Origin of the sequence: Streptomyces sp. NPDC097619, assembly GCF_040302735.1 — a bacterium.
Taxonomy (GTDB): domain Bacteria; phylum Actinomycetota; class Actinomycetes; order Streptomycetales; family Streptomycetaceae; genus Streptomyces.
In genome coordinates, this window is record NZ_JBEOSD010000204.1 from 1 (window position 1) to 12,608 (window position 12,608).

The window sequence follows — 12,608 nt, forward strand, 5'->3', positions numbered from 1 at the left end:
GGCATCGAACGCTGGGCCGGTGCCGGACAGGGCCGCTTCGCCCTCACCGAGCGCATCGGCACCCCCCTCGTCCTCGCCCTCACCGGAGCCGGTCTCACGGCCGGCGGGGCCCAGGCAGCTGGTTCCGCTACCGGTTCCGCTTCTGCTGCTCCTGCTTCCGGAAGCATCGTGCGGGCCGCCGGGAGCAGCGCTTCCGCCGCCCGCCCCGACCGTGCCGAACTCCGCGAGCGCCTGTTGCAGGCGTACCGCGGGACCCTCGCCTCGAACCAGCGCAAGCGCCCCTCGCCGATGATCATCGGCGGCAAGCCCGCCGACATCTCGTCGGCCCCCTGGACCGCCCAACTGCTGTGGGTGGACCCCGCGGACCCCGAGAACGGCTTCTTCTGCGGCGGCTCGGTGGTCAGCCCCACGAAGATCGTCACCGCCGCCCACTGCGTGGAGGGCGTGAACTGGGCCGCCGGCGGCTACGTGGTGATCGGCGCCACCCAGCTGCTGACCCGGTACGAGGACGGCACGATCGACACCCACGGCGGCACCCTGCACAAGGTGTCCCGCCAGTGGATGCACCCGTCCTACGACACGGACATGATCGACAACGACGTGGCCGTGCTCACCCTCGCCACCAAGACCTCGGCGACGAACCTGCCGTTGGCCCGTGCCGGCGACACCGCCGAGTACACGGCCGGGAACGTGGCCACCGTCCACGGCTGGGGTCGCTACTCCTCCGGTCACAACGACCTCTCGCCGAGCCTGAAGAAGGCCGACCTGCCCTTCGTCTCGGACGCCACCTGCGAGGGCTTCTGGGGCGACTTCCTGGTCCGCGGCCACATGGTCTGCGCCGGTAAGCCCGCTTCCGGTTCCGATTCCGGTACCAACACCGCCTGCAACGGCGACTCCGGCGGCCCGCTGGTCCGCAACGGCCGACTGGTCGGCGTGGTCTCCTGGGGCGTCACGGACTGCGTGGAGGAGGGGGCCTACGGGGTGTACGCGAAGGCCACCACCTTCGCGGGCCCGCTGCGGGCCGAGATCTACGACGCGAACTGGAACCGCGACGCCGCGGCCGACGTCATCGCGCGCAACTCCGGGGACAAGGACCTCTACCCCTTCACCTCGAAGCTGACCTGGCTCTCCAAGGGGGCCAGTGCCGGTGACGCGACGAGCGCGAACCTCATCCGGCAGAGCGACGTCAACCGCGACGGCGTGATCGAGCTCATCAGCCGTCGGTCCAACGGCGACCTGCTCCGCGGCACCACGAAGCTCTTCTCCGGCTGGCAGACCCGCCGCCAGATCGTCGTCCCCGGCGACGTGACGGGGGACGACAAGCCCGACCTGGTGTCCGTCACCTCCGGCGGCGACCTCCAGATCCACGCCGGTGACGGCGCGGGCGGCTTCGGCGCGGCCGTCAAGGCCGGCTTCGGCTGGCAGATCTACAACGCCGTCCGCGGCTACGGGGATCTGACCGGGGACGGCCGCGCCGACCTCGTCGCCCGGGACTCCGCGGGCGGCCTGTACCTGTACGCGGGCACGGGCAAGACCGGCGCCCAGGCCTTCGCGGCCCGGGTCAAGGTCGGCGGCGGCTGGCAGATCTACAACGAGCTGGTCATGACCGGCGACATCAACAACGACGGCCGGGCCGACCTGCTGGCCCGCGACGCCGCCGGGACCATGTGGCTCTACAAGGGCACCGGCAAGAGCAGTGCGATCTTCGCCACACGCGTGAACTTCGGCGGTGGCTGGAAGCCGTACGACCTGATCGGCTGAAATCCCAGGTGGCCCGACCGGCGGGCCGCCCCCGGCGGGTCCCTCGCCCTTCCCTGTGCCCACCGCGTCCGCGCGGTGGGCACAGGTCGTCGTGCAACCCTTTGCCCCCGTCCGCCGTCTTCGCCGGTGCACCACAGGCAGGCATGACCCGGGGGGAACCCAGAACCGAGGAGAGCATGACCGAGGACAGCAGGGGCCGGGCCGCGATACGCGCCTCCGGCCGACGTCGCAAGCGAGCGCCCAAACGCCGCCGGGCCCTGGTCCTGGCCGCGTGGACGACGGCCGGGGTCCTGGCCCTCGGCGGTGCGGGCCTGGGGTACTTCTACGTGAAGTTCAACGGGAACCTGAAGAGCGTGGACCTCGACGCGGCCCTCGGGAAGGACCGGCCCGCGGACGTGGACAACGGCTCCATGGACATCCTGGTCCTCGGCTCCGACTCCCGGAGCGGGGCCAACGCCGACTACGGGCGGGACGACGGGGGGTCCGCCCGCTCCGACACCGCGATGATCGTCCACCTCTACGAGGGCCACAAGACGGCGAGCGTGATCTCCATACCCCGGGACACCCTGGTCACCCGGCCCTCCTGCGCCACCCGGGACGGTGGCACCGACCCGGGCGGCGAGCGCCGGATGTTCAACGAGTCCTTCACGGTCGGCGGGGCCGCCTGCGCGGTGAAGACCGTGGAGAAGATGTCCGGAGTGCGGATGGACCACTACCTGGAAGTGGACTTCACCGGCTTCAAGAAGATCATCGACAAGCTCGGTGGGGTGGAGATCACCACCACCAAGCCCATCAAGGACGGCGCCAGCCACCTGGACCTCGCCGCCGGCACCCACCGGCTCGACGGGGAGCAGGCCCTCGGCCTGGTCCGGACCCGCAAGAGCGTCGGCGACGGCAGCGACCTCGGCCGCATCCAGCTCCAGCAGGCCTTCATCAAGGCGCTGATCAAGCAGGTGAAGAGCATCGGGGTGTTCGACAACCCCAAGCGGCTGCTGGACCTCGCCGACACCGGCACCAAGGCCATCACCACCGACAGCCGGCTCAGCGACGTCAAGGACCTGATGGGCTTCGCCGCCGGTCTCGCCGAAATCGACTCGCAGGACCTGCACATGATCACGCTGCCGGTGGGCGCGGACGCGATCGACCCGAACCGCGTGGTCCCCCTGGAGAAGGAGTCCCGGCAGGTGTGGCAGGCGCTCCTGGCCGACCGGCCGATCCCGGCCTCCGCCACCGAGAACTCCGCCGGGGACAAGGGCACCGCGGGCTCCGTGGTCAAGGAGTAGGGGCTCCCCGGGCCCGCCGGGGCCGGAAATCGACCCCCTGCGCATGGCCAGGAATAGACGGTGCCCCCACCCCGTTGAGGGAGGCGTCCGCGAATTTTGTCAGGCGGGCCAGTCCTGGCAGACTGGTACGTCGGCCCCGGTTCACGCAGCGCGCAATTCGGCCGCATGCGACCCGGAGCCCTCCCGAAACTAGGAGACACCTTGAAGCGCGAGATCCACCCCGAGTACGTCGAGACCCAGGTCAGCTGCACCTGTGGCGCGTCGTTCACCACTCGCAGCACCCTGACCGAGGGCACCATCCGTGCCGAGGTCTGCTCCGAGTGCCACCCGTTCTACACGGGCAAGCAGAAGATCCTCGACACCGGTGGCCGCGTGGCCCGCTTCGAGGCCCGCTTCGGCAAGGGCGCGGCCAAGAAGTAACGCGACCCCGGCGCCGGTCACCGGCCGCCCCCTGTACACGCGGGGGCGGCCGGACCGGCGCCTTTGTCGTCCCGCAGCCTTCCGTCCCCATTCCCTCCCCAGGAGCCCCCCGATGTTCGAAGCGGTCGAGGAACTGGTCGGCGAGCACGCCGACCTGGAGAAGCAGCTCGCCGACCCTTCCGTCCACGCGGACCAGGCCAACGCGCGCAAGCTCAACAAGCGCTACGCCGAGCTGACCCCGATCGTGGGCACCTTCCGCTCCTGGAAGCAGACGGGCGAGGACATCGAGACGGCCCGCGAGCTGGCCGCGGACGACCCCGACTTCGCCGCCGAGGTCAAGACGCTGACCGCGCAGCGCGAGGAGCTCACCGAGAAGCTCCGGCTGCTGCTGGTCCCGCGCGACCCCAGCGACGACAAGGACGTCCTCCTGGAGATCAAGGCCGGCGCCGGCGGCGACGAGTCCGCCCTGTTCGCGGGCGACCTGCTGCGCATGTACCTGCGCTACGCGGAGCGCGTGGGCTGGAAGACCGAGATCATCGACGCCACCGAGTCCGAGCTGGGCGGCTACAAGGACGTCCAGGTCTCCGTGCGGACCAAGGGCGGCCAGGGCGCCACCGAGCCCGGCCAGGGCGTGTGGGCCCGCCTGAAGTACGAGGGCGGCGTGCACCGCGTGCAGCGCGTGCCCGCCACCGAGTCCCAGGGCCGCATCCACACCTCCGCCGCCGGCGTGCTCGTCACCCCGGAGGCCGAGGAGGTCGAGGTCGAGATCAACCCGAACGACCTCCGCATCGACGTGTACCGCTCCTCGGGCCCCGGCGGCCAGTCGGTCAACACCACCGACTCCGCCGTCCGCATCACCCACCTGCCCACCGGCGTGGTCGCCTCCTGCCAGAACGAGAAGAGCCAGCTCCAGAACAAGGAGCAGGCCATGCGCATCCTGCGGTCGCGCCTGCTGGCCGCCGCCCAGGAGGCCGCCGAGCAGGAGGCCGCCGACGCCCGCCGCAGCCAGGTGCGCACCGTCGACCGGTCCGAGAAGATCCGTACGTACAACTTCCCGGAGAACCGGATCTCGGACCACCGGGTCGGCTTCAAGTCGTACAACCTGGACCAGGTCCTCGACGGCGAGCTCGACGCGGTCATCCAGGCCTGCGTGGACGCGGACTCCGCGGCCAAGCTCGCCGCCGCGCAGTAGCGCGCCCGGCAGTACCCGGCCCGTCCGGTCCCCCCGTCCCGACCCCCCGTACGACCCCGGTGGAGGAAGCGTGAACCTGCTGCTCGCGGAGGTGGCACAGGCCACCCAGCGGCTGGCCGCCGCCGGCGTGCCCTCACCGCGCTTCGACGCCGAGGAGCTCGCTGCCTGGGTGCACGCGGTGAAACGGGGGGAGCTGCACACGGTCAAGGACGCCGACTTCGACGCCCGCTACTGGGAGGCCGTGGCCCGACGCGAGGCCCGCGAACCCCTCCAGCACATCACCGGCCGGGCCTTCTTCCGCTACCTGGAGCTCCAGGTGGGCCCCGGGGTCTTCGTGCCCCGGCCCGAGACCGAGTCCGTGGTGGACTGGGCCATACAGGCCGTCCGGGCCATGGACGTGGTCGAACCGCTCATCGTCGACCTGTGCACCGGTTCCGGGGCCATCGCCCTGGCCATGGCCCAGGAGGTCCCGCGCTCCCGCGTCCACGCGGTCGAGCTCTCCGAGGAGGCCCTGGCCTACACCCGGAAGAACGCCGAGGGCTCCCGCGTCACCGTGCACCAGGGCGACGCCCTGGCCGCCCTGCCCGAGCTGGACGGGCAGGTGGACCTGGTGATCTCCAACCCGCCGTACATCCCGCTCACCGAGTGGGAGTACGTGGCCCCCGAGGCCCGCGACCACGACCCCGAGATGGCGCTGTTCTCCGGCGAGGACGGCCTCGACACCATCCGCGGCCTGGAACGCACCGCGCACCGTCTGCTCCGCCCCGGCGGCGTCGTCGTCATCGAGCACGCCGACACCCAGGGCGGCCAGGTCCCCTGGATCTTCGCCGAGGAGCGGGGCTGGGCGGACGCCGCGGACCACCCCGACCTCAACAACCGCCCCCGCTTCGCCACGGCCCGCAAGGCCCTGCCGTGACCGGGCACCACCCCGACCAGACCACCGCGCACGAGGAGGCCCGCTGATGGCCCGGCGATACGACTGCAACGACGCCACGGACCGCAAGACGGGCCTGCGCGAAGCGGCATCCGCCGTTCGCCGCGGCGAACTGGTCGTGCTGCCCACCGACACCCTCTACGGGATCGGTGCCGACGCCTTCAGCCCGGAGGCGGTCGCCGACCTGCTCCGCGCCAAGGGCCGCGGCCGCACCATGCCCACCCCGGTGCTGATCGGCTCCCCGAACACCCTGCACGGGCTGGTCACGGACTTCTCCGAGGCCGCCTGGGAGCTCGTCGACGCCTTCTGGCCCGGCGCCCTCACGCTCGTCGCCCGGCACCAGCCCTCCCTCCAGTGGGACCTCGGCGACACCGGCGGCACCGTCGCCATCCGGATGCCCCTGCACCCGGTCGCCATCGAGCTGCTGACCGAGGTCGGCCCCATGGCCGTCTCCTCCGCCAACCTCACCGGCCACCCGGCCCCCGAGGACTGCGACGCCGCCCGCGACATGCTCGGCGACTCCGTCTCCGTCTACCTGGACGGCGGCCCCACCCCGGGCATCCAGCCCTCCTCCATCGTGGACGTCACCGGCAAGGTCCCGGTGCTGCTGCGGGAGGGCGCCCTCACGGCCGAGCAGCTGCGGGAGGTCGTACCCGACCTCGAGGTGGCTCCGTGACCCCTCAGGGGCGTGGCATAGCCGGGACGGACGCCTTCCGCATCCTCCACGTCAGCACCGGCAACGTCTGCCGCTCGCCGATCACCGAGCGGCTGCACCGCCACGCCCTCGCGGACCGCCTGGGCGACCCCCTCGGCGGCGGCCTCATCGTGGAGTCCGCCGGCACCTGGGGGCACGAGGGCGCCCCCATGGAGGCCAACGCCGCCGCCGTCCTCGCCGACTTCGGCGCCGACGCCACCGGCTTCACCGGCCGCGAGCTCCTCGACGAACACGTCATACGCGCCGACCTGGTCCTCACCGCCACCCGCGACCACCGGGCCCAGGTCATCTCCATGGGCCACTCCGCCGGGCTGCGCACCTTCACCCTGAAGGAGTTCACCCGGCTGGTCCGCGCCATAGACCCGGCGACCCTGCCGCCCCTGGACGACGGCATGGCCGAACGGGCCCGCGCCCTGGTCCGGGCCGCCGCCGCGCTCCGCGGCTGGCTCCTCGCCCCCTCCGAGGAGGCGGACGAGGTGTACGACCCCTACGGCTCCCCGATCACCCTGTTCCGCTCCATCGGCGACGAGATCAACCAGGCCCTGGAACCTGTGGTCACGGCCCTCACCGGGGTCGGCGCCCCCCGCTGACCCGACGGACGCGCGTCCGTTGTGCGCGGTACGACCGTTCCGTCCGATCCGGTGCACATGCGTGGACCGCGGCCTACAGTGGGCGTACTGCCTCCCACGGGTCGGAGCCGCGCCATGTCCCTCCTCAGCACCCCGGCCGCCCCCGCCGCGTCCGCCGCACCGGACGACGTGCTGCGCCGCCAGGACCCGGTCGTCGCCGACCTCCTCGCGGGGGAGCGGCAGCGCCAGGCGAGCGGACTCCAGCTGATCGCCGCCGAGAACTTCACCTCGCCCGCGGTCCTCGCCGCCCTCGGCTCCCCCCTCGCCAACAAGTACGCCGAGGGCTACCCCGGCGCCCGCCACCACGGCGGCTGCGAGTACGCCGACCTCGCCGAACGCCTCGCCGTCGAACGCGCCACCACCCTCTTCGGCGCCGATCACGCCAACGTCCAACCCCACTCCGGCTCCGCCGCCGTCCTCGCCGCCTACGCCGCACTGCTCCGCCCCGGGGACACCGTCCTCGCCATGGGGCTCCCCGCCGGCGGCCACCTCACCCACGGCTCCCCGGCCAACTTCTCCGGCCGCTGGTTCGAGTTCGTCCCCTACGGCGTGGACCCGGAGACCGGGCTCATCGACTACGAGCAGCTCGCCGCGCTCGCCGCCCGGCACCGGCCCAAGGCCATCGTGTGCGGATCCATCTCCTACCCCCGCCACCCCGACTACGCCGCCTTCCGCGCCGTCGCCGACGAGACCGGCGCCCACCTCATCGCCGACGCCGCCCACCCCATCGGGCTCGTCGCCGGCGGAGCCGCCCCCAGCCCGGTGCCGTACGCCGACATCGTCTGCGCCACCACCCACAAGGTGCTGCGCGGACCCCGCGGCGGCATGCTCCTGTGCCGCGGGGAGCTCGCCGAACGCGTGGACCGGGCCGTCTTCCCCTTCACCCAGAGCGGCGCCCAGATGCACACCATCGCCGCCAAGGCCGTGGCCTTCGGGGAGGCGGCCGGCCCCGCGTTCACCGCGTACGCCCATCAGGTCGTCACCAATGCGAGGGTTCTCGCCGAGGCCCTCACGGGGGAGGGGTTGCTGCTCACCACCGGCGGCACCGACACCCACCTGCTCACCGCCGACCCCGCCCCGCTCGGAGCGGACGGCCCCGTCGCCCGCGGTCGGCTCGCCGCCGCCGGCATCGTCCTCGACACCTGCGCCCTGCCCCACGAACGCCGGCGCGGCCTCCGGCTCGGCACGGCCGCCGTCACCACCCAGGGCATGGGTCCGACCGAGATGAACCGGATCGCGGAGCTCTTCGGGGCGGCCCTGCGCGGGGAACCGGGGGTGCGGACCGCGGTGGCCGAGCTGGCCGGGAGATTCCCCCCTTATCCGGCCGAGTGAGGGCAGGGCGGGCGTTCCGCAACCGCGAGCGGGCACCCGCGTGTCCATGAGGGCGGGAGCAACGCGGTTAATGTGTGGGCCTGAAACGGCCGGCGAAACATCTGGGGCAGCCCGTGCGTGAATACTTGCTGACGCTCTGCGTCACGGTCGCGGTGACCTACCTGCTCACCGGACCGGTGCGCAAGTTCGCGATCGCCGCGGGCGCGATGCCGGAGATCCGGGCGCGGGACGTGCACCGCGAACCCACCCCGCGGTTGGGCGGCATCGCCATGTTCGGCGGGCTCTGCGCCGGCCTGCTGGTGGCGGACAACCTGACGAACCTCAACACCGTCTTCGAGTTGTCCAACGAACCCCGGGCCCTGATCTCCGGGGCCGCCCTGATCTGGCTGGTCGGCGTCCTCGACGACAAGTTCGAGATCGACGCGCTCATCAAGCTCGGGGCGCAGATGATCGCCGCCGGCGTGATGGTCATGCAGGGCCTGACGGTCCTGTGGCTGCCGATCCCGGGCTTCGGCACGGTCTCCCTCACCCAGTGGCAGGGCAACCTGCTCACGGTGGCCCTGGTGGTCATCACGATCAACGCCGTGAACTTCGTGGACGGCCTGGACGGCCTCGCGGCCGGCATGGTCGCCATCGCCTCGACCGCGTTCTTCCTGTACGCGTACCGGCTCTGGTTCGGGTACGGGATCGAGGCCGCGGCCCCGGCCACCCTGTTCGCGGCCATCCTGATGGGCATGTGCATCGGTTTCCTGCCGCACAACATGCATCCGGCGCGGATCTTCATGGGGGACTCCGGTTCCATGCTGATCGGCCTGGTGCTGGCGGCGGGGGCGATCTCGATCACCGGCCGGGTGGACCCGGACGCCCTGGCGGTCTGGTTCGAGGGCGAGCGGAACGCCACCCACGCGATGGTGCCCGTCTTCATCCCGCTGGTGCTGCCGCTGACCATCATCGCGATCCCGATGGCGGACCTGGTGCTGGCGATCGTCCGGCGGACCTGGAAGGGGCAGTCCCCCTTCGCGGCCGACCGCGGGCACCTGCACCACCGGCTCCTGGAGATCGGGCACTCGCACAGCCGGGCCGTGTTGATCATGTACTTCTGGTCGGCGCTGATCGCCTTCGGGGCGGTGGCGTACTCCGTGCACTCGGCCTCGATGTGGATCGTGCTGGTGATCGTGGGGCTCAGTGCGGTGGGGCTGGTGCTGCTGCTGTTGCCGCGCTTCACGCCCCGTACGCCCGCCTGGGCCGAGCGCCTGGTGCCGCCGCGCTACCGGCACGCGGAACGAGCGGCAGAGGCCGCCCTGGAGGACGCCACGGCCCGGGAGGCGTCCGAGGCGCCCGTTCCCGCCGGGGTCTCCGGTGTCAACGGGGCGACCGCGGTGGGCCCCCGTTCGCGCTTCCCCGACCGGCGTAAGGCCGGCACGTCCCGCTGACGTCCCTCCGCCAAAACGGATGCCGAGCCCCTTTAGCAGACAAAAGGTCTGCGTGTCGCGCACAGACGCGCATGCTCACTCTCATGTGTGACAGCAAGCACACCTGACAGGTAAAGACCTCATCAAATAGTTTGTGATACCGTTCACTAGACCCGGCGACAGAGCCGAAGGACCGTAGTGCGACGGTCCATTGGCCCGAGGACCCAGCTCGGACCGGGCTTACGCTCGTGCCACACGAGTCCCGTGCCCCCATCACCACGCGGAGCAATTTCGTCATGCGCTCTGAAGAAGCCCGTTCTCTCCTGCACACCGTCGTGCCCACCGCTGCCGCCGGCGTCATCGCCGCGGTCGTCAGCGGGGTGGTCGCCGGTGGCAAGGGAGCCCTCGGTGCGGTCGTCGGAACGCTGATCGTCATCCTCTTCATGGGGATCGGCGTCGTGGTGCTCCAGCGCACGGCCAAGTCTCTGCCGCAGCTGTTCCAAGCCATGGGTCTGATGCTCTACACGGCTCAGCTGCTGCTGCTCTTCATCTTCGTCGCCGTGTTCCAGGACACGACGCTGTTCAACCCCCGGGCCTTCGCGGCCACTCTGGTCGCCACCACCGTCGTGTGGATGGCCGCCCAGGCGCGCGCACACATGAAGGCCAAGATCTTTTACGTGGACCCGGACTCCGCGAAGGGCGACAAGCCCGAAAACACGGGGTCTTCGTCGTGAAGGGTAGGGGCGGGATAAGTGCTCGTTCGGGATCCTGCTATCGTCCGGTGCCAACTGCGGCATCGCGGGCGCGGGCATCCGAGCTGACGCCTGCACCATTGCGAGGCTCTGTGCCTGCCAGCCGCCCCCACACCTGTAAGACAAGTCCCGTGCCGAACCGCGGCGGTCAGCCGCGCCGACACAACGAGGTTGCCGTACCTATGCGCCACGCTGAAGGAGCCCGCGGTGAGTGCTGAACAGACCCAGTTGGCCTTTGACTGGAGCTGCCGCATCCTGTCCGACAACGGCTGTGGCTTCCCCGCTCCGGGCCTCCACTCGTTCCTCTTCCAGCCGATCTTCAATGTCGGCGGGTACGAGTTCAACAAGGTGATGCTGCTCGCGCTCGTCACGACGGTCCTGGTCGTGGCGTTCTTCTGGGCCGCCTTCGGCAAGGCCAAGGTGATCCCGGGCAAGCTCCAGATGGTCGGTGAGGCGGGCTACGACTTCGTCCGCCGCGGCATCGTCTACGAGACGCTGGGCAAGAAGGAGGGCGAGAAGTACGTCCCCCTGATGGTCTCGCTGTTCTTCTTCATCTGGATCATGAACATCTGGTCCGTGATCCCGCTGGCGCAGTTCCCGGTCTCCTCGATCATCGCGTTCCCGCTGGTCCTGGCTCTGATCGTGTACGTGGTCTGGGTCTCCCTGACCTTCAAGAAGCACGGCTTCGTCGGCTTCTTCAAGAACGTCACCGGTTACGACAAGTCCCTCGGCGCGGTGCTCCCGCTGGTCATGGTCATCGAGTTCTTCTCGAACCTGATCGTCCGGCCCTTCACCCACGCGGTCCGACTGTTCGCGAACATGTTCGCCGGTCACCTGATGCTGGTCATGTTCACCGTGGCCTCCTGGTACCTGCTGAACAGCTGGATGATCCCGGCCGCCGGCATCTCCTTCGTCATGACCATCGTCATGATCCTCTTTGAGCTTTTCGTGCAGGCGGTCCAGGCGTACGTGTTCGTGCTCCTTGCCTGCTCCTACATTCAGGGCGCTCTCGCCGAGCACCACTGAGCTGAACCCGCCCCGCAAACCCCCAGTCGTCCGGTGGCCAACCCCCACCGGTTCGTGAAAGAGAAGGAAGAACCGGCATGTCCGCTCTCCAGAACCTTGCTGCTGTCTCCGGCTCCCTCGGCTCCATCGGCTACGGCCTCGCGGCCATCGGCCCCGGCGTCGGCGTCGGCATCATCTTCGGTAACGGCACCCAGGCCCTGGCCCGTCAGCCCGAGGCCGCCGGCCTGATCCGCGCCAACCAGATCCTCGGCTTCGCCTTCTGTGAGGCGCTCGCCCTCATCGGCATCGTTATGCCGTTCGTGTTCGGTAAGTAATCACCTTCTTACCGACGCATTCGACGAAAGGCACTGATGTGATCGCCAACCTGGTTCAGCTGGCGGCCGGGGAAGAGCAGAACCCGCTGCTCCCCCCGGGTCCCGAGCTGCTCGTCGGCACCATCGCCTTCGCCATCGTCTTCTTCTTCTTCTGGAAGAAGCTCCTCCCGAACATCAACAAGGTTCTGGACGAGCGCCGTGAGGCGATCGAGGGTGGCATCGAGAAGGCCGAAGCGGCTCAGACCGAGGCCCAGAGCGTGCTGGAGCAGTACAAGGCCCAGCTCGCCGAGGCCCGTCACGAGGCCGCGCGCCTGCGCCAGGAGGCGCTGGAGCAGGGCACTGCGCTCAAGGAAGAGCTGCGCGCAGAGGGCCAGCGGCAGCGCGAGGAGATCGTCGCTGCCGGCCACGCCCAGATCGAGGCCGACCGCAAGGCCGCCTCTCAGGCGCTGCGTCAGGACGTGGGCAAGCTCGCCACCGACCTGGCCGGCAAGCTCGTCGGCGAGTCCCTTGAGGACCACGCCCGGCAGAGCCGCACCATCGACCGCTTCCTCGACGAGCTCGAGGAGAAGGCCGAGGCCGCGCGATGAACGGAGCGAGCCGCGAGGCTCTGGCCGCCGCGCGCGAGCGCCTCGACGCGCTGACGGACAACACGTCCGTCGACGCGGCGAAGCTCGCCGGTGAGCTGGCTGCCGTCACCGCGCTCCTCGACCGCGAGGTGTCGCGGGGGCGGGGGGTGGCGGACCCGGCGCCGGGCGGGGTGGGCCAGGGCGAGGTGGGCCGGCGCCCGGGCGGGGGTGAGGTGGGCGGGGGGGCCCGCGTCCGGGGGGGGGGGCTGGGG

The 12,608-nt window shown here is 70.7% G+C and carries 13 protein-coding genes and 1 pseudogene; all 14 read left to right on the forward strand.

The features are described from left to right. A partial coding sequence (locus ABTZ17_RS33435) for a trypsin-like serine protease (RefSeq protein ID WP_352199563.1) occupies positions 1-1,761 on the forward strand: 1,761 nt, incomplete at its 5' end. A 176-nt stretch (positions 1,762-1,937) separates the two neighbouring features. After that, positions 1,938-3,044 (forward strand): LCP family protein, encoded by a 1,107-nt coding sequence (locus ABTZ17_RS33440; RefSeq protein WP_352199564.1) that lies wholly within the window; start codon positions 1,938-1,940, stop codon positions 3,042-3,044. Positions 3,045-3,245: 201 nt separating this feature from the next. Beyond that, a complete protein-coding gene (gene rpmE / locus ABTZ17_RS33445; RefSeq protein WP_158990484.1) occupies positions 3,246-3,464 on the forward strand; it encodes a 50S ribosomal protein L31 in 219 nt (72 codons plus the stop codon). Between the two features lie 112 nt (positions 3,465-3,576). Further along, the gene (prfA, locus tag ABTZ17_RS33450) at positions 3,577-4,656 is read left to right on the forward strand and encodes a peptide chain release factor 1 (RefSeq protein ID WP_352199565.1); all 1,080 of its coding nucleotides are present in this window, start codon (positions 3,577-3,579) and stop codon (positions 4,654-4,656) included. Positions 4,657-4,726: 70 nt separating this feature from the next. Continuing rightward, on the forward strand, positions 4,727-5,572 hold the full coding sequence (gene prmC / locus ABTZ17_RS33455; protein WP_352199566.1) for a peptide chain release factor N(5)-glutamine methyltransferase: 846 nt from the start codon (positions 4,727-4,729) through the stop codon (positions 5,570-5,572). Positions 5,573-5,618: 46 nt separating this feature from the next. After that, a complete protein-coding gene (locus ABTZ17_RS33460) occupies positions 5,619-6,266 on the forward strand; it encodes an L-threonylcarbamoyladenylate synthase (protein ID WP_352199567.1) in 648 nt (215 codons plus the stop codon). Continuing rightward, positions 6,263-6,895, forward strand: coding sequence for an arsenate reductase/protein-tyrosine-phosphatase family protein (locus tag ABTZ17_RS33465; protein WP_352199568.1), 633 nt, complete (start codon positions 6,263-6,265; stop codon positions 6,893-6,895). Before ABTZ17_RS33460 ends, ABTZ17_RS33465 begins: the two co-directional genes overlap by 4 nt. A 114-nt stretch (positions 6,896-7,009) precedes the next feature. Then, complete coding sequence (gene glyA, locus ABTZ17_RS33470) at positions 7,010-8,266, forward strand: serine hydroxymethyltransferase (protein WP_352199569.1); 1,257 nt, start codon at positions 7,010-7,012, stop codon at positions 8,264-8,266. A gap of 101 nt (positions 8,267-8,367) precedes the next feature. Continuing rightward, on the forward strand, positions 8,368-9,699 hold the full coding sequence (locus ABTZ17_RS33475; RefSeq protein ID WP_352199572.1) for an MraY family glycosyltransferase: 1,332 nt from the start codon (positions 8,368-8,370) through the stop codon (positions 9,697-9,699). Between the two features lie 275 nt (positions 9,700-9,974). Beyond that, entirely contained in the window at positions 9,975-10,412 is a 438-nt protein-coding gene (locus ABTZ17_RS33480) for a Cg1360 family ATP-synthase-associated protein (RefSeq protein ID WP_352199570.1), read from the forward strand. A 225-nt stretch (positions 10,413-10,637) separates the two neighbouring features. Then, positions 10,638-11,456 carry a F0F1 ATP synthase subunit A gene (gene atpB / locus ABTZ17_RS33485; protein ID WP_502994954.1) on the forward strand — a complete coding sequence of 273 codons (819 nt, stop codon included), beginning with the start codon at positions 10,638-10,640 and terminating at the stop codon, positions 11,454-11,456. Positions 11,457-11,533: 77 nt separating this feature from the next. Next, entirely contained in the window at positions 11,534-11,770 is a 237-nt protein-coding gene (locus tag ABTZ17_RS33490; protein WP_226733328.1) for an ATP synthase subunit C-like protein, read from the forward strand. A gap of 38 nt (positions 11,771-11,808) precedes the next feature. Next, complete coding sequence (locus tag ABTZ17_RS33495; protein WP_352199571.1) at positions 11,809-12,357, forward strand: F0F1 ATP synthase subunit B; 549 nt, start codon at positions 11,809-11,811, stop codon at positions 12,355-12,357. Further along, positions 12,354-12,608: pseudogene (locus ABTZ17_RS33500) on the forward strand (F0F1 ATP synthase subunit delta); the annotation flags it as partial. The gene ABTZ17_RS33495 and the pseudogene ABTZ17_RS33500, both read left to right, overlap by 4 nt.